The following is a 26,186-nucleotide window of genomic DNA, read 5'->3' as shown; positions in this document are numbered from 1 at the left end:
TTAAGAAAGGAAAAAAATATGATAACCGCCTTAAAAGGAATGAAAGATAGATATTCAGATGATGTGAAAAAATATGATGCGATTGTGGGTGTTTCAAAAAAAGTTTTTGTAAAATATGGATTTGAGCGGATAATTACGCCGATTTTGGAAGAAACAGAGCTTTTCAAACGAGGAGTTGGAGATGAGACTGATGTTGTTTCTAAAGAAATGTACGATTTTAAAGATAAGGGAGAAAGAGATGTTACAATGCGTCCAGAAGGGACTGCGGGAGTTGTAAGAGCGTATCTTGAAGCTGGATTTCATAAGTCTTCTCCGATTGTAAAATGGTTTTACAACGGTCCAATGTACAGATATGAAGCGCCTCAAAAAGGGAGAATGAGAGAATTTCATCAAACAGGAGTGGAAATGTTTGGTGTGAGAAGTGCATATCTGGATGCAGAAATTATTAAAATGGGTTGTGATTTTCTTGAAGAGCTAGGAATTACTGAATTGGTTGTGGAAATTAACAGTTTGGGAAATGTTGAGTCGAGAAAAAAATATATTGAAGATTTGAAAAAATTTATGTTTGAAAGACTTGATAAATTGAGTGAGGATTCACAAAAAAGATATGAGAAAAATCCTTTGAGAGCTTTGGATTCTAAGGATAAAGGCGATCAGGAAGAGTTTAAAAATGCACCAAAACTTTACGATTATTTAGATGAAGAAAGTAAAAAATATTTTGAAGCTACTAAAAAATATTTGGAATTGTTGGGCGTGAATTATGTCGTAAATGATAAATTAGTTAGAGGGCTTGATTATTATTCGGACACAGTTTTTGAAATTAAATCGAATAAATTGGGGTCGCAAGCGACAGTTCTAGCGGGTGGACGATACGACAGATTGCTTGAAATATTAGGAAATGCGAAAGTTCCTGGAATTGGATTTGCCGCTGGAATGGAAAGAATCGCAATGTTAATGGATGATTCTATAATTTCTGAAGAAGAAAAAAAAATTTATGTGATTTATTTTGATGACACAAAAGAATATTTTGTGAAAACAGTAAACGAACTTAGAAAAAATGGTATTAAAGTAAACTTTGACTACAATGCAAAAAGCTTTGGAGCACAAATGAAAAAGGCAAACCGTGAAAATGCTGAATATGTTTTGATTTTAGGGGAAGAAGAGCGAGATGAAAACGTGATTACGGTTAAGAAGTTTAGTACTGGAGAGCAAGAAAAATATAGCTTTGAGGAAGTTTTGGAGATTTTGAAACAAGAAATTTAAAGGAGTATTAAGATGAAAAAGATTTTTTTTACAGCGTTACTTTTGATTAGTGCATTAAGTTTATATTCTGAAAATTGTTATAAACCTGCGGGACATATTGGATGTTTATTAGATTTGAATTCTGAAAAGGGACAAGAGATAGTTAAAAAAGTTGAAACTGAAAAGAGAAAAATATATATAGATTCGATGAAATATTTTGAAAAAGGTAGATTTGGAAATGAAAAAGTAGGTTTTATCGAATATCCTAAAATAGAAGGTTGGACATTATTTGCTGATGTTAGATTACCAGTATATGCAATGCAAATGAGCAAAGGAAATGGTGATATTTACACGCTTATGTCATATGATTTAGCTAAAGAGTACAAAAATATGAATTCAGAAAAGGCAGTAGAAAAAATGTTAAAAAATGTGTATGATAAATATAAAAAAGCAGGAGTCTCTGAAAATAAAATGTCGCTAGAACCAGTAATTTTGAATGGTCATAAAGGAATGCGGTTTGTATTGACAGATTTTCAAGGAAAATCAATGATTAAAAATAGTGTTATTGTGAAAGACAAGCTTTATGAAATAACTGTTGAAGGATTGCCAAAAGATGTGATAGAAATGCAAAAAGTTGTGGAAAAAAGTTGGAATGAAATGAAATAAGATAAATTATAAAAAAAATAGATTGTACTAAATTTTATAGAAAAAATATAAAATTATTAAATAAAGAAAGGACAAAAAATGTATAGAAACTATAAATTAAATGAGTTAAGAATGGAAAATATTGGCGAAGAAGTAACTTTGTCGGGATGGATTTCTAAAGTTAGGGATTTGGGGCACTTTGTGTTTATTGATTTGAGGGATAGATATGGGATTACCCAGATTTTGTTGAATGAGGAAGTTTCTGGGAGTGAGCTTTTTGAGGAAGCTAGAAAATATAAGAATGAATGGGTTTTGAAGGTTACAGGATTTGTGGCTGAAAGAAGTAGTAAAAATAAAAATATTCCAACTGGGGATATTGAAATTGAAGCAAAAAAAATTGAGGTTTTAAGCCGAGCAAAGCAGCTGCCGTTTGAGATTAGTGAAACTGGGAATCTTAGTGAAAATATGAGATTGACTTATAGATATTTGGATATTAGAAGACCGAAAATGTTAAATAATATTATTAAAAGAAATGATATGCTGTTTTCGATTAGAAAATTTATGAATAAAAATGGATTTTTGGATGTCGACACTCCGATTTTGGCAAAAGCGACACCTGAAGGAGCAAGGGATTTTATCGTGCCAAGTAGAACTAACAAAGGTGATTTTTATGCATTGCCACAATCACCACAATTATTTAAGCAAATACTTATGGTTTCTGGGATTGACAAATATTACCAATTGGCAAAATGTTTTAGAGATGAAGATTTGAGAGCTGACAGACAGCCTGAATTTACTCAATTAGATGTGGAAATGTCGTTTGTTGAGCAGAAAGATGTGATTTCAATGGCTGAAGAATTGACAAAGACAGTATTTAAAGATGTAACAGGAATTGAAATTACTGAAAAATTTCCTCAAATGAGCTACGATGATGCTATGAATTTTTATGGTTCAGATAAACCAGATTTGAGATTTGATATGAAATTGATTGATTTGTCTAGAGAAACTTCTGATTGTGGATTTGGCGTTTTTGAAAATGCGTTGAAAGATGGTGGAAATGTGAAAGCGATTGTTGCACCAAATGCAAAAAAATTCTCAAGAAAATATATTAAAGATTTGGAAGATTATGTGAAAACATACTTTAAAGCAAAAGGTTTGGCGTATATTAAAATGAATGAAAATGGGGAAATAAATTCTCCAATTGCAAAATTCTTTTCAGAAGAAAAATTGGCACAAATTATTGAAAAATTGGGAATTAAAAATAATGAAGTTGCGTTAATTTTGGCTGATAAATACAAAGTTGTGCATGATGGATTGGGAGCATTGAGATTGAAATTGGGAGAAGAGTTGGAATTAATTGACAAAAATGCGTTTAAATTCTTATGGGTAGTTGATTTTCCTATGTTTGAATGGAGTGAAGAAGAAAATAGATATAAAGCACAACACCATCCGTTTACTTCAATTAAGGAAGAAGATAGAAAGTATCTTGATACGAATGAACTTGCAAAAATTAAGACAGATTCATACGATATTGTCTTAAATGGTTATGAAATCGGTGGAGGAAGTATTAGAATTCACGATGAAGATTTACAAGCAAAAGTTTTTGAAAAATTAGGATTTAGCCAAGAAGAATTGGAAGATAAATTTGGATTTTTCTTGGAAGTCTTAAAATATGGAGTTCCGCCACATGGAGGACTTGCTTATGGAATAGACAGATGGCTTATGGCGATGTTGAAGGAAGATTCAATAAAAGAAGTAATTCCGTTCCCTAAAACGAATAAAGGACAAGACTTGATGACTGGAGCACCTGCGAGAATTGAAGAACAAATGCTTGAAGATGACTTGAGATTGAAATTACTGGAAATTGAAAAAGAAGATTAGTAATTAAAAAAATTTTATAATTAAAAGATTAGCAAGGGGTCTTGACCCCTTGTCAAAAAATGTAAAAATTAAAGGAGAAGCATCCAGAATGATTTTAATATTTGGAACGAAAAGAAAATTTAAAAATTTAGGAACACTAGAAAACTGTCATTGTTCAAGATGCAACAATACATCTGATTGGAATTTTATGGAATATCGTGACTGGTTTACTTTGTTTTGGATACCAGTTTTTCCGATAAGTGCAAGGAAAGAATATTTGGAATGTCCAATTTGCCATCAGGCTTATGAGGTGCCGAAAGATATTTAAAAAATTTAAGTTAAAAATAAAAAAATTTTCAAAATAAACTTGACAGTGTTAAGATTAAATTGTATAATCTTTACAGTGATAAGATAAATGAAAGGTCAATAAAATGGAGAAATCTAAAAAGAGCTATCATCATGGAAATCTGAGAGAAGAATTGATTGAAAAGGGGATAGAAATGATAAATGAGGTGGGGGAAGAAAAATTATCTTTAAGAAGAATAGCTAAAATGTGTGGAGTAAGTAATGCGGCTCCCTATACATATTTTAAGAAAAAAAGTGATTTACTTGAAGCAATGAGTGATTATATTTGGAAAATATTAGCAATGGAATTGGCTAAGACGAGAAAAAAATATGAAAATAACGAAGATTTATTGGTAAAATTAGGAAAAACATATGTTATGTTTTTTTGTGAAAATCATGAGTATTATTATTTTATAATTTCAAGAAGTAATACAAAAATAGATTTATTGTCAGAGTTTTCAGAAATAGAAAATAGTAATCAAAGTGCTTTTAATATATTAAAAAGTGAGGCAACTAAAGTACTTCAAAAAGCAGATGTACCAAATCAAGCTATACAAGATAAAATTATAGCAATGTGGGCATTAGTACAGGGATTAGTAACAATAATGATTATGAATGATATAATATTAAAACATTCTGAAATTTGGGAAGAAAAAATAGAAGAGATAATAAAATCAGTTTGTATAGTAAAGTAATATCAAAATGGAATTTTGTTATGCTATATGAGGCTGAATCTTAAATAAGGTGAGAAATATGGAATTGATTATACATGATTTAGATAATGAAAAATTGAAAAATTTGAAGTGGAAAATTGAAAAAAAAGAAAAAATTATAGATAAAATAAAAGAAAGTATAAATCAAAAGAAAATAATAGCTGATGAAGATATATTTATAATTTGTGATAATAATAGAATTAAAAGCTGCATGGGGTGTTTTGAATGCTGGATTAAAACTCCTGGGAGATGTAAAATTAGGGATGGATATGAAAATTTAGCAACATTATATTCCAAGGCAGATAAAGTTGTGATTATAAGTCAATGTGTCTATGGTTCTTATAGTCCGTTCGTAAAAAATGTACTGGATAGAACAATTCCATATTTGTTGCCATTTTTTAAATTTAAGAATAAGGAAATGCATCATGTCGCACGAAATAAAATGAGATTTGATTTAAATGTATATTTTTATGGTGAAAAATTGACACAAAGTGAAAAGACAGCGGCTAAAGAAATAGTAAAGGCTAATAGTGTGAATTTAAATACAAAAAATTTTAAGGTTTCTTTTTTAGAAGATCAAGGAGAATGATGGAATATGAAAATCACTGTAATAAATGGAAGTCCAAAAGCAGTTAAAAGTAATTCTGAAATATTAGGAAATTATCTTTCGTCTTTACTTAAAGAAAATAAAATAAAAAAATATTATTCAATTTCTTTTAATCTAAATGATAAAATTAGAAATGAAATCTATAGTAGCGATGTTTTAATATTTCTTTTTCCTTTATATGTTGATGGGATTCCATCCAATCTGCTAAAATTACTTGTAGAATTTGAGAAGGAAAAAGTTATAAAATCTGGAAGTAAAATTTATTGTGTGGTTAATAATGGATTTTATGAAGGAAAACAAAATCATTTGGCAATTTTACAGATGAAAAACTGGTGCGAGAAAGTTAAGGCAAAATGGGGACAAGGAGTTGGTGTGGGTGCAGGAGAATTGTTGCCATATTTGAAAAAATGTAAATTTGGGAAAGGACCTCTGAAAAATTTAGGTAAAGCATTAGAAAAATTTTCTGATAATATTTTAACTTTAAAAAGCGATGAGAATATTTATATAAATCAAAATTGGCTAAGAATTTTGTATTTTGTACAAGGATCGGTTTCGTGGGTTTTAAAAGCGAGAAAAAATAATTTGAGGGTAAAAGATTTGTTTAGAAAAAGTGGTAAATTATAAAAAAAGAAACTATCTCATAAGATAATTTTATGAAATAGTTTCTTTTTAAATTATATAAATTATTTTAGGTTATTAGGCATTTGTAACAATATCAATCAATTCTTCAATTGTTTTTTCTCCAACAGAAGCCTTTTCACCATTGATATAAACAACTGGTACACCTTGAATATTTTTTTGCGTTACTTCTTTGGTAAAAACTCCTCCGTCGATTAGTGAAGTTGTGATATTTTCATTTTCCATAGAAATTGTATTTAATGCTTGAATTACTTCAGGACATTTTGTACAGGAAAGAGAAACATAAGTTTCGATATTTAAAGGTTTTGTAACAGATTTAACTTTGGTTAATTGTTCTCCTTCCAATTTTTTCCCCATTTCAGCAAGTCCAAGTATTGCTAAAATAAAACTGTTAAATTCATGTCCTCCAGGAATCCCATTAAAGTTAATTCCAGATTTTTTTCCATCTTTTAACAAAGTAAATGAAATTGGTCTTGTGATATTGTGTGCTTTTTCAAAAGCAGTATCATCTCCAAAAGTTTTTTTTGAATAATTAACTTTATCTGAAATGGCGTCAACTTCTGTTAAAAAGCTATCTAATTCTTTTGATTTTTCGCTGTCGTCCAAAAATGCTACCATTTCGATATTTCCATTTATGTTGTTAAAATATCCTTTTAATTGTTCTACAATATTTTTATCTAATAAAGCCATTTTCTCCTCTTCCTTTTTTATTTTTATTTATTCAAAATAAGGGAGAAAGACTCCCTTAAGTCATTTTATACTTTTAAATTGTGGATAATTTTTTTATTTAATTTAATAAATTAGATTTTACCTACTAAATCTAATCCAGGTTTTAGTGTTTTTTCTCCTTCTTTCCATTTAGCTGGACAAACTAATCCAGGATTATCGTGTACAAATTTTGCAGCTTTTGCTCTTCTTACTAATTCTGAAGCATCTCTTCCAATTCCTCCGTCATTTACTTCATAAGCAACAATTTTTCCTTCAGGGTTTACAACGAAAGTTCCTCTGAAAGCCATTCCTGATTCTTCTTCTAAAACATCAAAGATTTTAACTAATTCTTTTTTTGGATCTCCTAGCATTGTGAAAGTTACTTTGCTAATTGCTTCTGAATGATCGTGCCAAGCTTTGTGAGTGAAATGAGTATCAGTACTTACTGAATAAACTTCAAATCCCAAATCGTTTAATTCTTTGTGATGGTCTTCCAAGTCTTCTAATTCTGTTGGGCAAACAAATGTGAAATCTGCTGGATAGAACATAAAAATGCTCCATTTTCCCAAAATATCTTTTTCAAAGTTTACTTCTCTGAAAGTTTCGTTTTGATAGCCTTGAACTGTAAAGTTTTCAACTTTTTTTCCAATTAATGACATATATATTTCCTCCTATAATTTTAATTTTTTAAATTTATAATTTATAGTTAAATAAATCAAATTGAAAATTTTTATTTTAGAGAAATTGATTCATATTAAATAGACAAATGATTGCCAATCATAGAGAAATTTTTTCAATTGATTTAATTATTTAACTATAAATGATTATTATTTTTAAATTGAAATAATTACAAATATTTCTTGGTTACATTATACATACAAATTGAAAATTTGTCAAATATTTTTTTTAAAATTGATAGTGTAAAAATTTTAGTGGCAAATTTTAATTTCAATATTTTTTAATTTATTTGTAATTACAAGATGTTATTTTGTTTAGTGTAATTTTACATAACGAGAAAGGATTGTCATTTTCCCTTATAATCCCCATGCTAGTCTAAGAGTTTTTCGGCAGCACATAAAAAATGACAAAGACCCGCTGGGATACGGGGGTGCAATGATGAACACCTCTGCTTAAAAAAATTTATTTTAATAATTTCGTGGGTTAAATAAGAAACTTAAAGACAGAAGTTTTTATTTACCTCTAAATATTTTTATTCTGTCTTTGGAAATTTTAATATTATTTTGAATTGTGATTTTTAGTGCATCAAAAAAATTTTTTGAAAATTAAAAAAATTCTTGTTTTAATTTAAAATTAATGTTATAATAAAATAGAATTAAAAAGGAGTTAAAATTAAAATGAAGAAAATTTTTAAGAAATATTTTTTTTCAGTTTTTGTATTTATTTTTTTTCTTATAATTTTTATTTTCACTAGGTTTACTTATAATGTTACAAATAGTTTGCCAAAAGGGTTTTATTTTAAAAAAATTTTTCCAAAGTATGAAAAAAATAATTTAGTCTTGTTTGAACTAAATAAAAAATATTTGAAGTATTTAGAAAATTTTCCAAATAAAAATAAAATGAGAAAAATTTATTTAATGAAAAGAATTGCAGGAGTTTATGGGGATAAAATAGAAATCAAAAGGAGTGGGGAAATTCTTATAAATGGGATAAAAAAGGGGAAAATTTTTAAAATAAAAGGACTAAATGAAAATATGAAAGGAGAAAGTTATGTCTTAAAAAAAGATGAATTTTTTGTTATGGGAGATACACCTACTTCGTTTGACTCAAGATATTTTGGAATTCTTAAAAAAAAGGATCTTAAATTTGAGATGAAATTTTTGATTGATGAGAAAAATTTGGAAAAGATAATAAAATATTTTTGAAATTAAAATAGAAAATTTTAAAGTTTTTGAGGGGAAAGGGGGAAAAATGAAAGAAAATTATAAATTGAGTTTTAAAAATATTGAAAAACTTTGGAATGTGAGTATTTATTTTAGTGATGTAAAAAATATTTTAAATTGTGAAATAAAAAAAGATTCATTCGAAAAAGAAAATTTAGTTTTTAATCCTAAAATTATTTATGGGACGAATGATTTTGAAAAGCAAAATGGAATTAATCAATTTTTTGTAGAGCAGATTTCAAAAATTCAGAAAAGAAAAAAAATAATTTATGAAGCGACAATAAAAGATAGAGATGGTTTTTTAAAAAATAAAAAAGATAATAAAAACGTGGATTATAAATTGAGTGTTTTGGATTTTTTTAATTATTTTGGATATGAAAATTTGAAAATGGAAGTTGTAGATGAGAAATTGGAAGAAAATTATTTAAAAACCTCGGAAAAAATTTTAAAAAAATTATTTTGGATTTATAAAAAAAGGTATGAAGAATTTGAATATCTGGAAGAGGTGGACGAGGAAATAAAAAGGAGTTTTGAGGAAAAAGAAAATTTAAGAAATAAAATTAAAAAAAATAAAATTAATGAAATTTATATTTTTATGAAGATTTATAATTTTATAAAAGAAAATTTTGAATATGAAAAGATTTATTTTGAAAATGGAAAAGAAATTTTAAAAAAAGAGAAGTTTTTAGTAGGAATTTCGATTCTAAAAAATTTGAAGTTAAATTTTAATTTTGAAAAAAATAAAAAAGATAGAGATTTTTATAAACTAGCAAAAAAATTTTATAAAGCTAGGATATTCTTTGATGTAAGAAAAAAGTCGATTTTGATTCCTGAAAATTTATTAAAAAATAAAAAAGAAATTTTTTATAAAAAAAATTTCCCAAAGGAAAAAATATTGAAAAAATTGATATTTGAAAAGTTTGAAGAAATTATAAAAAAAAATTTAGTTGTGAAAAATGGGGTTAAATTTTATTTAGTAAATATTGAATTTTATAACATAAATATGAAAAAAATTAATTTTTTTGAAATTGCAAAAAGTGTTGTTTTTAAAGATTTGATTGATGAACTTAGAAAATATATTGTAGGAGTTCCTAATGAAAATGGAATAATTGAAAAAAAGAATGTAAAACTTAATGACATTAATTTGATTAAAAAAATAATGAATTTTCAAAAGAAGCAAATTGAGATTGAGTTTAAAGATATTTTGGAAAAAAATTTAGAAAATGAAGAAAAAATCAAAAAGTTGTGTGAAGAAAAAAAGTTTGAGTTGGAAAAAAAGAATAAAGATTTTTCTTTTAATTTTAAAATAAAAAATTTGAAAAAGCCAAAAAAAGTAAAAAATCAAAAAGTTGTGGGAATTTTTTTGAATGATATCTATAGCGTTATTGAAGAATATAAAAATAAAAATTTAAAGGATAAAAATTATCATTTTGACAAAGAATTTATCTTTATTAAAGTGTATTTTTTACTTTTGAAAAAATTTAATTTTGTTGTTCCGTTTTCACAAAAATTTGGAAATAAAAATTTTGAAAGATTAGTGACAGTCGCTTTTTTTGATGAAATTAGTTGTGTTAATTTATTTTTAGATGGGGTAGTTTTTAGAATTTCAGATTTTGATATTTTACAAGATGAATATAAATTTTTTAGGGGGCAAAATTTTAAAAGGGAAATAATTTTTTTGAATAATGAGAAAAAAATTGAGAAAAAAGAAGTTTTGTACGAAGAATATCTGGAATATAAATATAAAAAAAATTTTAAAATTGATAAAAAGAATCCGTTTGAGTTAAATGAAGATAATATAGATAAATTTTTCAATCTTTTTAAGTATCACAGAATTTTAGATGAAAATATAAAATATATTTTTTTTAACATTAATTCAAGAAATGAAATTTTTGTGCAAAGCTCACTTTTTAAAAATTTTTTTGAATTTCTAAAACTGATGAATGGATTTGAAAAAATTATTTTATACGGAGAAAAAAAATCTTTTGGGAAAAAAGTTGAAATAAAAAATTTTAGGTTAAAAAGTTCTAAATTTGATATTTATTTGGACAAACAATATTTTAAAACTGAAAATTTTTATTTGGAGGGTGAAGAAAGTTGTTCACTTACAAAAAAAATTAAAAATATTTTTTAGAAAAAGGTGGGAGATTATGTTATTTAATTTGATGACATTAATTTTTTTGATTTTAGTTTTATTTATTATAAAAAAAATGGGATTTGGAAATTATGGGAAAAAAATTATTGTGCGAAATTATTTAGATGTTTCATTAAGTGAAGAAAATAAAATTTTTATAAAAATAAAAAAGAAACTTTTTCATTTGATTGAGCGGGAGAAAACTTATGAAATAAAATATATTCGGGGAAAAAACAATATTGGCGAAATAAAAGAATATTTTGATGTAGCTCTAAAAGATCAAGATTTTATAATAAAAGAAATAAATTCATCTAAATTTTTCGATTTTCAAAAAAAAGCTATTATTCTTTTAAGAAATCCAATTTCAGTTTTGAATAAGATTCCAATTAATTTTTTGCCAGAAACAGAGTTAAAGAGCTTGATTTATGAAATGGCAGAATTTGAAATAGTCGAAATTGAGAAAAGTGATTTTAAAACATTTTTTGAAAAAATGCTGTATTTGAAATTTAAGAAATTGGGGGAAAAATATGAAGAAAAAAATTATTGATTTTATTTTGTCGATGGAAGATAAAGTTGTGATAAGGGGAAATGCCATTCCTAAAAAATATATTTTTATGGGAGGTTTGGCTTTAATTATTTATTTTGTAATTTTGCTAGTTAATCTAAATTTTTCTAAAACTCCAATTTTTGGTGAAAAAAGAAATGCGCAGTATAAGAAAGTTGTTTCAAAAGAAGAAGAAAAAAATTTAACAAGATCAGAATTATTTGTGGAGGAACCTGAAGAAAAAGAAGATTCTTATGAAAAAAATATTCAAAAATTTGCAAATATTCCAAATGAAGAAATAAAAAAAATATTTAAAGAACAAAATTTAAATATTTCTGATGCAGAAATTGAAAATTTTAGAAAAGAATTTTTAAAAAATATGCCAAAGAATCAATTTGAAGCTGAAGAAAAAATTAAAAATTTAAAGGACTTGGAAACAAAAACGTTAAAGGTTATTCATAAAAAATCAAAAGAAATGAGCGAGGAATAGAAATAGAAAACTTTTTTAAGAAGGAGGGGAAATAATTGTTTTGTGCTATAAATTTTTTTTATTATATTGAAGTAATTTTAAAATATATTTTGATTAAGAAAATTGGAGTTGAAATTTCAAATGAAAATGGTTTAGGAAAAGTTGGCTTGGATTTGATTAAAAATAAAATTTCATCTGGCGAAGCAGATTTTTTTACAATTTTAAATAATGGCGAAGTTGAACTTTCAAGAATAATTATGTCTATTATGATTTTTTTACTTATCATAAATATTTTGTGGAAAATTTTAAAAAATGGATTTAGTGGTTCGATTGAAGAGATTGTTAAAAATATTTTGGTTGAAATTAGTTTGAAATCACCGTATTTTGCGTTTGTTGCAATGTATCCAGCGATTATGAAAAAAATCATTGTGCCAGTTTTTTTGTATAAATTGCCGACTTATATTTACAGCGATTTTATAAAAGCTAGTAATATTTTTATGAAAAATGGAAAATATTTAACTTATTCAGATTTAGCCGCTCACGTTTTTAAAAAAGGAATTCCTTTGATTGTGGCAAGTTATGGGAATGGAATTTTAGGTCAACCTCATGCAATTGGAGGATTATTTGGATTTTTTAAAACAATTTGGAAAACGATTTCACAGTGGTTTACAAGTCCTTCCGAAGTTGCAAAAAATGCGTTAAATACATTAGGAATGTTATTTTCTATTTCAAGAGTAATAGTGCAAACTGTGTTTTTCAGACCGCTTACAGTCGGTATGGGACTTATGACCGTTTTAACGCTTTTAAAAATAGTCTTAAATATGTTTTTTAGTACACTTTCATTTATTATTTCAACTTCTATCGGATTATTTTATATGATTTTTGGAATGCACAATATTACAAGAGATAAAGCACTTAATACTTTGGAAATAATAATAAGTGGATTTTTGCAATATCTTATAAATTTTGCAGTTGTAATTTTGCTCTCGATGGCAATTCAAAATCTGGGAGGAGCTGTAATAAAAAATGGAGTGATTATTACACCTTTCAATTTAATAAGTATGGTAAAAATATTTTTATGTATAAGTTTTTTGCAAAGTATTGTTTCGGGAATAGCACAAAGTTTGTCAGATAGTTTTTAAAAGGGGAAATGATGAGAGTAAAAAAGTTTTTTAAAAATAATTTTATTACGGCATCAATGTTTTTAGTGAATTCAACATTGTATGCAAATTTTGAATCTGATACTTTTAGAAAAGTATTCAAGGAATACACATTAAAAGGTGATCACATAATTTCAAATTTTATTGATTCAATTTATTTTGGAGGAATTGTTTTACATCGTGGAATTTCATTTAAAATAAGTCAAATTTTCGGATATACTATACTTTTTTTTATGATTATAAATGTTTTGCAAATAATTTTAAAAAATTTGGGACAAATTGATATTTATGGAATATTTAAAATAATAATACCAACTTTTACAACAAATCTTTTTGTTTCGTTTATATTTGTTACACCAGTTCATTACTCCCTAAAATTTGGCTTTGGAAAAAATCAGTTTTATGGTAACAAAATGTTTTCTGGAACTTTTTTGACATATTTTGTAGAAAGCATTTTTCTGATGTTCTACAAATTTGGAATTTTATTTTTTGGAGATACTAGTTTTTTAAATACCACACCAGGGAAAATTTCGCAAATATTTTTGGCAAAACCATTTGCTATTTTAAAAAATGTATTGCAAAGAATGACTTTGTCGGGGATATTTGAAATGGTTATTAAAATAATAATATTAATTTTTTGTATGTGGATAGTGATTAGGATTTTATCAAAATTTGTGGGAAATATTTTTACCGCATTAATACTTTCTTTGGTATCAACAATATATTTAATTTTTTTAACTTTGGATTCAACAAAAAAGATTGGCTTTGAAGGTGTGAGGCTTATCATAAAACAAGCGGTTACACTATTTATTTCAGTCGCAATAATGGGAATTATCTATCAAATTTTAAATGTTATATCAATTTCTAACAGTATTGATGGAATTGTTGCTTTTGCAGTTATTATTTTTGTTTTGCAAAAAATTATGTGGAATGTGAGTGGTGTTGTAAATTTAATTTTGGATGGAATGGGAATTGGACAAGAAAAAGAAGAAAATTTAAAATTTAAAAGGAAAAATATAGATGAAAAAGATGAAAGACAAGATAAAAATTTAGAGAAAAAGGGAAAAAATATAAATAATTCATTTGAAAAAAACTTAGATAAAAAAATTTAGAAAAAGAGGATTAAGAAAGAAAAATGAGAATAAAAAAAATAATATTTTTAATTTTAATTATTGGAATTTTTTCTACAGTTGCAAATGCTTTGGAAAAAAATCAAAATGTTGAAAAAAATGATTTTCAAAGCCAAAATCAAAATTTTGATGAAAATGCTGTCTTTAATTTTGGGACGATTTTATCAACTGCTGCGACAGGCATTTCAGCATATAATATAGGATTAGCTACGAATGCAATAAAGTCATCAAGCTTAAATTTTAAAAATGATACAGAAACAAGTCCAATATTGTGGGATAAAACAGAATTAAAATATTGGGAAATTATAGCTGCGGCAACATTTATGGCAAATGAAATGAGAGAATTGAAAAATGATAGTGGAAATAATGGTTATGTAAATAATCCAAATTATGAAAAATCTCCAATTGGAAAAATGGAAGAGACAAAAGATATTCGGAGTAAAATGGTGACAAATTTGTTTAAAGTAGTAGGAAATATTACTGACAATGTTGGGAGAACGCTTTCAAATATTTTAGCCGTTTTTCTTTTGTTTATGGGAACTGTAGAAGTTTTAATTAGGATTTTTAAAAGTATTTTAAATGTTGAAACGAAACATTCAAAAACAATAATTGAAATATTAAAAAATATCATTCCACAAATTATAGTTACGGGAATTGTTTTTTCACTTTTGGCAAATAGTTTTTTTTGGAATTTTTATACAGGAGTGTTGTTTGATTTTTCAATGAAAGTCGGTGGTATATTAGCTGGACAAAATTTTGATATGAAAAAATTTTCAGAATATTTAATCAAATTATTTGATATTCCATTTTCGATTATGTTGCAAGGAATAAAAATGATGTTTAACATTCAAGGAGTTGTCAACAATATAATGCCGTTAATTTTATTATTTTCTGGAATTTTATTTTTATATCTTATTTTTAAGGCAGCTGTTGAAATAATGTCAATTTTAATTGATTATTTAATAATTGGCTGTTTTTCGATGTGTATCATTATATTTTTAGTTTTGAAAATCACAAAAAATATTGGAATTGGAGTAGTTGGAGCAGTAATTTATGCAATGACAAATGTTATTGTAATGTTTTTACTAGCTGGAGTCAGTTTTTCACTAACTGACAAAATTGAAAAAAGTGGAATTAGTAATATGTCAAAATTATTTGAACTGATATTGACACTTTATATCGTAGTATTACTTTTGATAAAAATAAAAGAAATTGGAAAATCAATTTATTATGGAAAAATGTTTTTAGTAAAAGGAACAGAAGTTTTTAGAGAAATCGAAACACCATTTAATAAGGTTAAAAGAGTTTATAAATCAGTGTATAAATAATTTTGATAAAAGAATAAAAATTTTAGAAAAAAATAAGAAATTTGAATTTAAAAAATGACAGAATTTTTTTACTTTTATGAAATAGTGCAAGAACACTCGCAACTTTAGTTGTGAGATGAATTGCACAAAAATTTAGTAAGCATATGGAAAAATTTTAGTAGATAAAATGTAGAATATATGATATAATATCTTTGATTGAAGATTGTAATGGAGTATTAAATATTCTAAAGAAAAGTAAAGTTGTGGACTTAAATGTTGTCCTATACAATAGGGGCGAGCTGAACACGCCTAAAAGAATAAGGATAGTGTTAAAGCTATCAAACTTCTTAGAAAATTTTTAAATACTTTTAAAGATTTTAGAATCCTGCGACGCGAGAAGTGGGAGGTTCAGAATTAAAGAAAAATAACTCAAAATAAAATTATTAGAGTTATTTTTTTTATGCAGTTACTTATTTAAATATTTTGGAAACTGACTGATTATTTTCATATTTTCGATATCAACTTTACTTTTTTTTATTTTACGAAGAAAATTTAATTTAATAAAATTATTTGAAAGATTTTTAAAATTCTCATCCAAAATTTCTTGATTTTTTATATTTAATAAATTTATATTTTTTTGTTTTTCTTTCAGTAAAAATTTTAAATTGGAAGAATTATTTTTTAAATTTAAAATAAAAAAGGAATATTCATTTTCTAGTATACTTTTTTCATTTCTATATTCTTTAAAATTTTTAAAATTTTCGTTTTCCAAAATATTTAATTCGAAAAAATCGTAAAGTTTGGTTTTGCTTATCAAATTAACGATAGAGTTTAAAGATATTTTTGAAATATTTTTCTTTTTAGAAAAAAGTTTTTTTAAATCATTAAAATCATTAACCGATTCGTTTCTAAATTTATCTTTAAAAATTTTTTTTACATTATCGTCTGCCAAAAAATTAAATTTTTTTTCAAAATTTTTTATTTCAGAAAATTTACTTTGTAAAAACATTCTATTTATATTTTGAAAAATAAAATTTTTATTCAAATATTTTTCTGATTCAAAATTATAATTTAAATTTAAATTGTCAAAGTCATCAATTACTTCGTCTTCAAAAAAATTGTCTTTTAAATATTCAAATATTTTGTCCATTTTATTTTTATAAGACATCTATAATCCTTTTTATTGTAACCATTTTTGATAAAAAATATCCTTGATTAAGCGGAACTATGACAACTTTTTTGTTTTTACTGGAAGCATGAATTAATTTGCCATTTCCTAAATAAATTCCAACGTGTGAAACTGTATTTGGACGGTTTTTGTCTGTTTCAAAAAAAATTAAATCACCTTTTCTTATTGTATCTAACGGCACAGTTTTTCCAACTTTTGCTTGGTTTCGTGAAACTCTGGGAAGTTTTATTCCTACTGATAAATAGACATTTTTAACAAAAGCTGAGCAATCAATTCCATTTTTTGTAGTTCCACCCCACAAATACGGGGTTCCTAAATAAGTATTTGATTCTTTTATTATTTTATTGAGCAAATTGTTTAGTAAAATTTTATTATTTTTTTTCTTGTCAATTAATTTTACATCTGTATTTATATTTGTTTCAAATGACTTTATATCAGCATCTCCAATTTCAGAAATTTCTTTTTCAGATCGAGAATTTTTTTTATTCAAATTGTTATCTTTATCTTTCTCCATTGTAAATCGCAGACCATTTGTAAAAGATAGACTAGTTGTTATAAAAAAAATAAAAATTGTTTTTTTCATTGTTCTCCCCCTTTTTTTTATTTTAATTAATTTTAATATTATTTTTATGAAAAGTCAAGATTAATTTTTTTGTTCTAAATTAATTTAATTTTTATTTAATTTTTTCTTGACAAAAAAAGATTATAAAGTTATAATTAAAAAAAGATTAATAATCAGGAGAAAAATATGAAAAGTAGAAAAATATTTGTAATCATAATGTTTATATTGTTAATATTTCCAGCTTTTGCAGGTGAAATAGATAAAGGTGCTTCGGAAGTTACAAAAGATGTAAATGGAATTTTATTTGGATTTATTGAGTTTTTACAGTGGACAATAACCGGAGTTATGCTAATTGTCGCAATTTTAGGAATTTTTCCAGAAATTTTTTCTTCGGGAAAACCACCAGATTTGGCAACTGTTTTTATGAAATTTATTCAGGCGGCGTTTATTATTGGATTGACTTGGGCGATTGGTGATTTTATCTTTTGGATTTTTGGAGCAAATATTGATTTTAATTTAATTTTGTGATTAAAGGGGGAGAAATGGAAGCAATAAAAATTTCTATTGAAGAAATTGAGGAAAAAAATAAAAAAACTAAAATGGAAGTTTTGGAAAAAAGTCCAGACGATATTGGACTTGAAGATTTAAGTTATATTACAACTTATGATTCGATTTTTTCAAAATTACCATATAGATACAAGCAGATTATCAAAGTTCGCGAAGACAGCGAAGTCATATTTTCACAGTTTGGAAAAGATATTATGACGCTTTTAAGAGATAAAAATATCAATGAAATTAATTTGAATCAAGATGGGTTCATAAGAGTCGATATGTTTGGAAAGGGGAAATTTAAAACAGATATAATTTTGGAAGCGGATAAAGCAGAAAATATGATAAAGTTAATTGCCGATTACAATCACGCCATAATTTCTGAAGAAGCACCAATTTTATCGACAAATCTTCCAACTGGCGAGAGAATAGAATGTTTAATAGGCGATATTGTAAAAGGTCAACCTGTTTTTTCACTGCGAAAAAGGCCGTCTAGAATTTTTCCGCTGACTGATTATGTAAATACTGGAAAACTTTCGGAAACATATAAAAAAAAGCTTGTAGAAGAGATACATAATGGAGCAAATATTTTAATCGCTGGAGGAGTTGGAACTGGAAAAACTACTCTTGCAAATGCTTGCATCAATGAATTGAAAGGGACAAAAAAACGGATAATTATAATTGAAGATACACCCGAAATTATATGCGACTGCGACAACAAGGTAGAGCTTACAACTTCAAAATATGTAAAACTTTCTGATTTATTAAAAACTTCTATGCGGCTTGATGGAGATACCGTAATTGTTGGAGAGTCAAGAACTGGGGAAGAGGTTGATATTTTACTAAAAATTTGGAATTCTGGTTCAAAAGGAGGATTTAATACAATTCATGCAGATGACAGTCAATCTGCGTTAAAAAAAATGGAACAATATATGCTCTCAATAACTTCTGTTCCGCAGATTGAAGAAATAGTGCAAGCTGTAAATATTGTAATTACTGTGAAGAAAAAAATGGACAGCAGTAATTATGTGAGTGAAATAATGAGAGTAAAAGGTTATGACTACAAAAATAAAAAATATATTTTGGAAAACTTGATTGATTAAAATTTTAATTTTAGAGGGGAAAGTTGTGAATATAAAAGAAATAAAAAAATTAGTGAGAAATATGAGTTTGGGAATTTGAGTAGCTCCAAAGGTATGAGAACATCAGTTGAAATGATGTATCATTCAACTGTCAAAATTCAAAAATATTTAAAAATATTATATTTTATAATAGTGTGCTTAACTTTAACAAACTTTATGACACTCCTTGGATTAATTTATAGAAGTGTAAAAAATCCGTATATTCCTTATGTTATAAGAGTTGATAAAGAAAACTCCGTCAATGGACAGGTTTTAAATACTAAGAACGCTAGTAATCAAAACGTTGATGAAAAATTGATTGAATATTTTTTGGTTGATTTTGTGAAAAAAATAAGAACTGTTTACAAGGACAGCGAGTTTTATAAAGAACAGACAAAAGAAAAAATGGCATTTGTAAATAATTCTGCAAAAGCTAAAATCGAGGATTTTATCGCCAATAAAACTAATACAAATGAAGTTTTAAGAATGCAAAAATCAATTTCAGTTGAGATTGAAAGCTTTGTTAAAATTGACAAGGACAAATACCAAGTTAACTTTAAGGAGACGACTTATTCACAAAATGGGACGCCTGAAAAAGAAGCTAAATATACAATGGTAGCTTTTTTAGACAAAGTTGCAGTTAATTCAAATGCGATGGTTAGATTAAATCCATTGGGACTTATAATAAAAGATGTAGAATTTGGAAATGTGAGTCAAAATGTTTTACAAAATCCAATTCCAATTCAGCAGAATAATGGGACATATTCTAATTTAAACAAAAATTCAGACACTAAAAATATAGAAGTGGAACCGATGGAAAATCAAAATTCGCAGTAGGAGAAAATTTTGGAAAATATAATAAAAAATTTAATAAATTTGATAAATAGCTGTGAAACAAAAAATTCTGAGAAATTTTCTTTTGGATTTTTATACAAATATGAAGTTAATTCTGAGAAATATACTCTTTTTATTGGGATAAAAGATGGAATTAAAAATGGAAAATTACAAAAGTTTGCAAGTTGTGAAAAATTTTGCAGTAAAAATTATGTTCATAAAATTATTTTTAAAAAAAGCTGGGAGCTTGTAAAATATGTTTTGTGGGAAAAATTTGAAATTGAATTATTTGAAATTCTGAATCTTCAAAAAGAGGAGATGGATAATTGGGATTTTGATTATTTTGAAAATGAAAATTTTAATATTATTTTGAAAGAGTTAATTTTGGAAATAAGAAAAAATTTAAAATTAAAAAAAATTGCAAAAAGATTTTTTACAGAATTGGAAGCTTATGAATTTGAAATTGATAAAATTTTTGAGGAAATGAATGGAAATGAAACTTCTGATTTTACTTTTAATAATTCGTTGTATCAAGGTTATGATTTTTCACAAAATTGTGAATTTTTTTGGGGAAATATAACAAATTTTAGAATTTTGGATTTTAAAATAAATTTTAAAGAAAGGTTTTATTTTCTTTCTATAAAATTTCAAATTGAGAGTTTTTACGAAGAAAAAAATATTTTGAATTATTACGATATTGAAATTCCTGATTTTTTATCTTTTCCATCTAAAGAAAAAGATGAAGAACTTTTGAAAAATAATTTACTTTTGATTTTTTATTTGGACAGTGATATTTTATACAGTATGATTTTTACTAAAATTTTAGGAAACGAAAAAAATATTATTTTCAAATCAGCTATTCAAAATGGAATTGGAATTGAAAATTTAAAAAAAGAAGTTTTTTTTCAATTAACTGAAAAATTTAGTGGAAAATTTTTTATTGGAAGTGAAAATATTTTTTTAAAAAGTGATGTGAAAAAGATTTTTTATGAATTTTTGAAAAGAAATCATTTTAAATGCGAAAAAAATTTATTTATTAAATTTTTGATTATGAATACTGGAATAAAAATTTATGATTTTCGTAATATAGATTCTTTTTTTACAATGGTTGAAGAAATATTTTTGGAATATATGAAAGGGGAATAAATGAGGAAAAATAAGATTAACTTAAAAGTTATAGTAATTTTTTTACATATTTTTTTATAAATATTTTAGCATATATTTTCTTTTTTGATTTGATATTAAAAAAAAATTTTTTGCATATTTATAAGATGTTGTCTATGCAAACAAATATTAATTTTTTAGGAAGTTTTGCACTTGTCGGGAAAAAAGTAAGTTATCACGGGAAAATAATTGATATTTCTCAAAGTTCATTTTTTTTAAAAACAAGAGCTTTTGCAATTTTTTATCTTATAATTTTTAATTTAATAATTTTAATTTTTTATTTTATTTTGAAAAAGAAAAAAAGAATAAATGATTCACATGGTTCAGCAAAATGGGGAGGAATTGAAGAAATTGACTTTAAAAAAGGAAAAGATAAATACTTTGGTGTGAGTCTAAAATCGGATAAAGGTGTAGTTTTGGGGAGATTTAACGGCATAACATTACGGGATAATAACAAGACTCACATTTGTGTTACGGCGCCAACTCGAACAGGGAAAGGAGTTTCCATTATAATTCCAACGCTTATTGATTCTTGGAATGAAAGTGTTGTTGTGCTCGATATTAAAGGAGAAAATTATCAGTTGACTTCGGGGGCTAGAAAAGAAAAATTTGATAATTTAATCTTGAGATTTGCACCAAAATCAAAAAATTCGTGTGGATATAATCCACTTGCAGAAGTCAGATTTTTGACTGAATATGAAATGGAAGATGTGAGACTTATTGTTGATATAATTATGCAGGATGACAGTGGTGGTGGAAAAGATCCTTATTGGAATAATTCAGCGGCGGATTTGTTAATTGGGATAATTTTTTATGTGATGTACAAAAAATTTTTACAAAATCCAAAATTTCTTTTTGAAAACGGCGAAAAAAAACCAGTGTCTAGTGCAAGTATGGCAGATGTGGTCGATTTTATAACAGATCCAAATTACACGGCACCAATAAAAGAAATAATTTTACAAAAGGCGCAGGAGGAAGATATGATAGAAGAATTTGGAAAAGATGAAGAAGTTAAAGAGTATGTCAGAAATAAATTATTTCAAATGTATCCAAACGATGCAGAAATAATTAAAGGAGGAAGACATCCGAAAGCAGCTAGATACCTTATGGAAAAAGGAAATTTGCCAGAGCAGACCTTAGGTTCTGTAATTGGTTCGGCAAAAGTTAAACTTTCGATTTTTGAAATTCCGATTGTAAAAAGTAATACAGATCACAGCGATTTTAGAATTTTTGACTTGATGAATTACAAAAAGCCAGTATCACTTTATTTGGTTGTTCCACCCGCTGATATAACTTCGCTTTCACCACTAATAAAAATACTTTTGCTGCAAATGGTAAATATTCTTACTCCAGAAATAGATTACATCAATAAAAAGGGGCACAAATGGAGAATGCTTTTGCTTTTGGACGAGTTTCCAGCAATTGGAAAATTGGAAATTTTGGAAAAAGGAATTGGATATGTCGCTGGATACGGTATGAAAATGATGATAATTCTTCAGTCGTTAGATCAATTATTTAAAATTTATGGGAAGGAAAATGGATTTTTGTCAAATTGCCAGACGCAAGTTTTCTACACCTCAAACGATGAAACTACTTCAAATTATGTTTCAAAACTTTTAGGAAAAGAAACGGTGGAGCAGTTTACTCAGTCAAATAAAACAATTGGAACGATTATAAAATCTGAAAGTCAGCAATTTCTGGGAAAGGATTTGCTTACGCCAGATGAAGTCGGACGATTTCCTAGTGATAAAATAATAGTTAAACTTGCGGGAAGAAATCCAATAAAAAGCGATAAAATTGTCTATTTTGAGGAAAAAGAGTACGGTGATTTGACAAAAATTCCATATATTTACACGGAAAGTTGCTACGAAAAGGAAAAGCAGTATATAAAGCTTTCTGAAAAACAACGAAAAAAGTATAAAAATTATCCGTATAACTACATTCCTTACAAGGTTGCACTAAAAAATATGAAAAAAGATATAAAAAAAATTTACAGTGAAATAAAAACGATGGAAGCTAATATCAAAAGATTTGATGAAAAGGAGTTGGAAGAATACAAGAGAAGTAGGGAAAATTATATAAAAAATAGCAAAGGAATAAAAAAATATATTGAAATTTATAACAAGATTCAAAAAGAAAGTTCTTTAAAAAAAAATAAAAAAGTAAGAAAAATATCGCTTTTAAAAAATGAAAAAAACAATGTTAAGATTGATGACAAAGAGAAAGGATATGAAGTGGATGATTTGTTAAGTAATATTAATTTTAAAAATGTATTTGAAGATATTACTAAAAAAGAAAATAAGCTAAATTAGGATATTTTTACAAAAAAGGGGGGAAAATTATGAAAAAAATATTTTTATTTTTAATTTTTTCAAGTTTTATTTTTTGTGGTGAGAATGAAAAAACTGAGGTAGAAATTGTTAATAATTCAGGTGATGAAAGTAAAATTTATGAAAATAGTGATTTTTTAAAAATTCAATTGCAAAAATATAAGAATGTAAGAGAATTTTATTATTTTTCAAGATGGCATAAATATTTAAAAGAAGTTGAAGAAGAAAATTATAGAAAAAGAGAATATGAAAGTGCGATGACAAAATATGAAAATGATTTGAGAGAATATAACAAAAAGGTGAAAAGTAGTGAATTTAATGAAGTTCCAGAAGGAGAAGCAGTAGATGTTGAAAAAATAGCGGGAAATAATTTAGAAGATAAATAATTTTAAAAATATTTGATATTTTTGGTGAAATTTTTTGAAAGGAGAAAAATGAAAAGTAAAAAAAATAAAAGTAGTTTTTTTGTTTCGGAAAAAATTGTTGATAAATTTAAATTAAATACAACTAATGACAGTGTAAATTTTTATATTCCGTACAGAAGAATGATTGATAAAAATACACTTTTACTGAAAAATGGAGGATTTGCCAGAGTTTTTGAAATAATTAATAAAGATTTGGATTATGTTGATGACATTGATAAAATTTTAGAAAATTTGAATGAAACATTGAAAGAAGTTGACAGCGGAGTCGTTTTCCACTATGAGACACAAAAAATTCCAATAAAAAGGAAAGAAGAAAAAATAAGCAAATTTTCACCGATTCCAACGATTATAGGACATAAGATGCGAAATGAGCTATTTAAAAAGAAAAAATTTTATAAAATTTGCCACTATTTAACAATTTCATATTTGTACGATTACACAAAAGAAAAAAATATTGATGAATTTTTATTTAACGAAGGAAGTTTCAAGAAAAAGGATTATATGAAGCAGTTTGACAATCTTATTAAAGAGTTTAACAGAAAATTGGAAGATATTTTGTTTAGGCTCGAGTACGCAGTTTTGGATATTAAAATTCTAGAAAATAGTGAATTGTTAAATTTTTTGTATAGAACAATAAATCCTAATTTACCATCAATTAATTTAAAAGTACCACCATTAGGTTTTCCAATTGATGAATGGTTAAGTTGTTCACAGATGAGAATTGAAAATGGAGCAATTAAAGCAAATGATTCATACACAAAAGTTGTGAGTATAAAATTATTTCCAAGTGAAGTCGTCCCACAAATATTTTCTGAGCTAGAAAAGTTAAAGTTTCCGTTTAGAAGTGTTACAAGATTGATCGGACTTTCCAAGGAAGAAGCGCTTTCTTCAATAAGAAATATTGAGAAGTATCAGTTTGGAAAAAGATACAATATGATTCAAATTGTTTTGAATGCGTTTAATAACACTCGTGGGAATGTTGATAGTGGGAATGAGAATAGAATTAAAAAAACTTATGAAGCAAAATATGCAAGAGAGGAGCTCGAAGCGGACAAGGTTTCTTATGGATATTATACTTTTACTGTGATAATTTCAGACAAGAATTTAAAAAAATTAAATGAAAAAGTTAATTTAGTCATTAGAATTATAAATCGCCATGGTTTTACATGCTTAGACGATAAATTAAATGTAAAAGATGCTTATTTTGGAGCGATGCCATCCAATATAAAACAAAATATGAGAAAAAGTCCGATGAATTCGGAATCGCTTGGATATATGCTTCCAATTTCTTCAGTTTTTGAAGGGAATGACTGGGACGTGCGGATAAATGCACCAAATTTGTTTGACACGATAACGGATGACAGAATTTTTCATTTTAACAACAAAGTTGACAAAGATGTCGGTCATACGCTTGTATTAGGGCCTACAGGAAAAGGGAAATCTGTTTTGCTGGGAACTATGGTCTTAAATTTTTTGAAATATGAAAGTAAAATTTTTAGTGATAAAAATGAAAAAAATTATGGAAAAAGTGCTGCACAAGTTTTTGTATTTGATAAAGGTGCGTCATCAAAAGTCTTGACAATGGCTTCAGGTGGTAGATTTTATGATTTGGGAAGTGAAAATCATATGGCGTTTCAACCACTTAGAAATATTCATAAGTCCAAAGATATGGAATTTGCGATGGATTGGGTGATGGGACTTATTGCACAGGAAGATGAAAGTTTGGCAAAAGACGTAGTAAATCGAAAAAAAATATATGATGCGTTGCTCTCACTATCCAAAATGGAAGTCAAAATGCGTACAATCAGTACACTTGTAAAACTTGTGCAAATTCAAAAATTAAAAGAGGCATTAAGAGTTTATTCACAGGAAGGAATTTATGGAAGTTATTTTGATAATAACAGTGATGTGATGGAAGATACAAATTTTTTGACTTTTGAAATGGGAGCAATTATGGAAAAACCTAAAGTGCTTTTGCCAATTTTGGAATACTTGTTTTTTAAAATTGAAAATGAAAAGTTGGGAAAAGATATTCCAACTTTGATTATTCTCGATGAATGCTGGGTATTCTTGCGACATGAAAGAATGAAAGCAAAAATTGAAGAGTGGCTAAAAGTTTTAAGAAAAGCAAATGCTGAAGTTGTCTTTGCGACACAGTCATTAAATGATATAGAAAAATCAAGTATAGCTGCTACAATAAAAGATGCATGCATGACAAAAATATTTTTGCCAAATGAAAATGCGCTAAGCACTCACAAAAAACTTTATGAAGGTTATAATCTTTCACAGATTGCAATTTCTACAATTGACAAAGCGTATGGACAAAGGCAGTATCTCTATAATTCTAAATATGGAACAAGACTTTTTGAGCTAAATTTGTCAAAACTCGAGTTGGCATATGTTGGAGCTGGAGATGATACGTCAAAGTCAGTGATAGAAAATTTGTCAAATGTTTATTTGAAAAAATATTCTAAAAAAAAATCAGAATATTTAAAAAATCTAAATAAAGATTATTTAAAATATAAATATGAAGAAAATAAAATAAGTCTTGAAGACTTGCAAATTGCAAATAAAATATTAGAAAAATAAAAATTTAAAAGGGGGAAAA

The 26,186-nt window shown here is 26.2% G+C and carries 25 protein-coding genes; 21 read left to right on the top strand and 4 right to left on the bottom strand.

Translation table 11 applies throughout. From position 1 onward, the window contains the following. The first annotated feature begins 18 nt into the window (after positions 1-18). From hisS to AXF11_RS04020, 7 genes are all read left to right on the top strand, one after another. A complete protein-coding gene (gene hisS, locus AXF11_RS04050) occupies positions 19-1,263 on the top strand; it encodes a histidine--tRNA ligase (protein ID WP_068155172.1) in 1,245 nt (414 codons plus the stop codon). A 12-nt stretch (positions 1,264-1,275) separates the two neighbouring features. Continuing rightward, positions 1,276-1,908 carry a hypothetical protein gene (locus AXF11_RS04045; RefSeq protein ID WP_068155170.1) on the top strand — a complete coding sequence of 211 codons (633 nt, stop codon included), beginning with the start codon at positions 1,276-1,278 and terminating at the stop codon, positions 1,906-1,908. A gap of 78 nt (positions 1,909-1,986) precedes the next feature. Beyond that, on the top strand, positions 1,987-3,768 hold the full coding sequence (gene aspS / locus AXF11_RS04040; protein ID WP_068155167.1) for an aspartate--tRNA ligase: 1,782 nt from the start codon (positions 1,987-1,989) through the stop codon (positions 3,766-3,768). Between the two features lie 88 nt (positions 3,769-3,856). After that, a complete protein-coding gene (locus tag AXF11_RS04035; protein WP_068158226.1) occupies positions 3,857-4,075 on the top strand; it encodes a zinc-ribbon domain-containing protein in 219 nt (72 codons plus the stop codon). Positions 4,076-4,178: 103 nt separating this feature from the next. Continuing rightward, entirely contained in the window at positions 4,179-4,787 is a 609-nt protein-coding gene (locus AXF11_RS04030) for a TetR/AcrR family transcriptional regulator (RefSeq protein ID WP_068155165.1), read from the top strand. 58 nt (positions 4,788-4,845) lie between these two features. After that, positions 4,846-5,394, top strand: coding sequence for a flavodoxin family protein (locus AXF11_RS04025; RefSeq protein WP_068155163.1), 549 nt, complete (start codon positions 4,846-4,848; stop codon positions 5,392-5,394). Positions 5,395-5,400: 6 nt separating this feature from the next. Next, positions 5,401-6,036, top strand: coding sequence for a hypothetical protein (locus AXF11_RS04020; RefSeq protein ID WP_068155160.1), 636 nt, complete (start codon positions 5,401-5,403; stop codon positions 6,034-6,036). A 72-nt stretch (positions 6,037-6,108) separates the two neighbouring features. Here the strand turns inward: AXF11_RS04020 and AXF11_RS04015 are convergent, their stop codons facing one another. Together AXF11_RS04015 and ahpC are read right to left on the bottom strand one after the other, a co-directional pair. Continuing rightward, positions 6,109-6,741, bottom strand: a complete 633-nt coding sequence (locus AXF11_RS04015) for a thioredoxin family protein (protein ID WP_068155157.1) — start codon at positions 6,739-6,741, stop codon at positions 6,109-6,111. Positions 6,742-6,851: 110 nt separating this feature from the next. Further along, a complete protein-coding gene (gene ahpC, locus AXF11_RS04010; RefSeq protein ID WP_068155154.1) occupies positions 6,852-7,418 on the bottom strand; it encodes an alkyl hydroperoxide reductase subunit C in 567 nt (188 codons plus the stop codon). 696 nt (positions 7,419-8,114) lie between these two features. On the opposite strand from ahpC, the gene AXF11_RS04005 reads away from it, so the two are divergent. Genes AXF11_RS04005 through AXF11_RS03975 form a run of 7 tightly spaced genes read left to right on the top strand, consistent with a single transcriptional unit; the run spans position 8,115 to position 15,425 of the window. After that, entirely contained in the window at positions 8,115-8,642 is a 528-nt protein-coding gene (locus AXF11_RS04005) for a S26 family signal peptidase (RefSeq protein WP_068155151.1), read from the top strand. A gap of 46 nt (positions 8,643-8,688) precedes the next feature. Further along, positions 8,689-10,794: a hypothetical protein gene (locus AXF11_RS04000; RefSeq protein ID WP_068155150.1), complete on the top strand. Its 2,106-nt coding sequence runs from the start codon at positions 8,689-8,691 to the stop codon at positions 10,792-10,794. Positions 10,795-10,810: 16 nt separating this feature from the next. Then, a complete protein-coding gene (locus tag AXF11_RS03995) occupies positions 10,811-11,341 on the top strand; it encodes a hypothetical protein (protein ID WP_156440381.1) in 531 nt (176 codons plus the stop codon). Continuing rightward, positions 11,322-11,828 carry a hypothetical protein gene (locus AXF11_RS03990; RefSeq protein ID WP_068155146.1) on the top strand — a complete coding sequence of 169 codons (507 nt, stop codon included), beginning with the start codon at positions 11,322-11,324 and terminating at the stop codon, positions 11,826-11,828. The genes AXF11_RS03995 and AXF11_RS03990 overlap by 20 nt, the downstream gene beginning before the upstream one ends. Before the next feature lie 35 nt (positions 11,829-11,863). Further along, a complete protein-coding gene (locus AXF11_RS03985; RefSeq protein ID WP_068155144.1) occupies positions 11,864-12,949 on the top strand; it encodes a hypothetical protein in 1,086 nt (361 codons plus the stop codon). Between the two features lie 11 nt (positions 12,950-12,960). Next, positions 12,961-14,079 carry a hypothetical protein gene (locus tag AXF11_RS03980; RefSeq protein WP_068155142.1) on the top strand — a complete coding sequence of 373 codons (1,119 nt, stop codon included), beginning with the start codon at positions 12,961-12,963 and terminating at the stop codon, positions 14,077-14,079. A 23-nt stretch (positions 14,080-14,102) separates the two neighbouring features. After that, entirely contained in the window at positions 14,103-15,425 is a 1,323-nt protein-coding gene (locus AXF11_RS03975; RefSeq protein ID WP_068155141.1) for a hypothetical protein, read from the top strand. Positions 15,426-15,870: 445 nt separating this feature from the next. Here AXF11_RS03975 and AXF11_RS03970 read toward each other — a convergent pair whose 3' ends face one another. Together AXF11_RS03970 and AXF11_RS03965 are read right to left on the bottom strand one after the other, a co-directional pair. Further along, a complete protein-coding gene (locus AXF11_RS03970) occupies positions 15,871-16,572 on the bottom strand; it encodes a hypothetical protein (RefSeq protein ID WP_068155139.1) in 702 nt (233 codons plus the stop codon). Further along, entirely contained in the window at positions 16,562-17,176 is a 615-nt protein-coding gene (locus tag AXF11_RS03965) for a C40 family peptidase (protein WP_068155137.1), read from the bottom strand. The genes AXF11_RS03970 and AXF11_RS03965 overlap by 11 nt, the downstream gene beginning before the upstream one ends. A 165-nt stretch (positions 17,177-17,341) precedes the next feature. Here AXF11_RS03965 and AXF11_RS03960 point away from each other — a divergent pair, with 165 nt between their 5' ends. From AXF11_RS03960 to AXF11_RS03930, 7 genes are all read left to right on the top strand, one after another. Further along, the gene (locus tag AXF11_RS03960) at positions 17,342-17,683 is read left to right on the top strand and encodes a hypothetical protein (protein WP_068155136.1); all 342 of its coding nucleotides are present in this window, start codon (positions 17,342-17,344) and stop codon (positions 17,681-17,683) included. Between the two features lie 14 nt (positions 17,684-17,697). Continuing rightward, positions 17,698-18,807, top strand: a complete 1,110-nt coding sequence (locus tag AXF11_RS03955) for an ATPase, T2SS/T4P/T4SS family (RefSeq protein ID WP_068155134.1) — start codon at positions 17,698-17,700, stop codon at positions 18,805-18,807. Between the two features lie 93 nt (positions 18,808-18,900). Then, on the top strand, positions 18,901-19,662 hold the full coding sequence (locus tag AXF11_RS03950) for a type IV secretion system protein (protein ID WP_068155132.1): 762 nt from the start codon (positions 18,901-18,903) through the stop codon (positions 19,660-19,662). A gap of 9 nt (positions 19,663-19,671) precedes the next feature. Then, positions 19,672-20,805: a hypothetical protein gene (locus AXF11_RS03945; protein WP_068155130.1), complete on the top strand. Its 1,134-nt coding sequence runs from the start codon at positions 19,672-19,674 to the stop codon at positions 20,803-20,805. A 134-nt stretch (positions 20,806-20,939) separates the two neighbouring features. Next, positions 20,940-23,135, top strand: coding sequence for a type IV secretory system conjugative DNA transfer family protein (locus tag AXF11_RS03940; RefSeq protein WP_068155128.1), 2,196 nt, complete (start codon positions 20,940-20,942; stop codon positions 23,133-23,135). A gap of 29 nt (positions 23,136-23,164) precedes the next feature. After that, positions 23,165-23,539 (top strand): hypothetical protein, encoded by a 375-nt coding sequence (locus tag AXF11_RS03935; RefSeq protein WP_068155126.1) that lies wholly within the window; start codon positions 23,165-23,167, stop codon positions 23,537-23,539. A gap of 48 nt (positions 23,540-23,587) precedes the next feature. After that, complete coding sequence (locus AXF11_RS03930) at positions 23,588-26,167, top strand: TraG/VirB4 family ATPase (RefSeq protein WP_068155124.1); 2,580 nt, start codon at positions 23,588-23,590, stop codon at positions 26,165-26,167. The last annotated feature ends 19 nt before the right edge of the window (positions 26,168-26,186 follow it).

This window comes from Leptotrichia sp. oral taxon 847 (assembly GCF_001553645.1).
In the GTDB taxonomy this organism is placed as follows: domain Bacteria; phylum Fusobacteriota; class Fusobacteriia; order Fusobacteriales; family Leptotrichiaceae; genus Leptotrichia.
The sequence above is the reverse complement of the archived record's forward strand: the minus strand, read 5'-3'. Positions and strand labels throughout refer to the sequence as shown.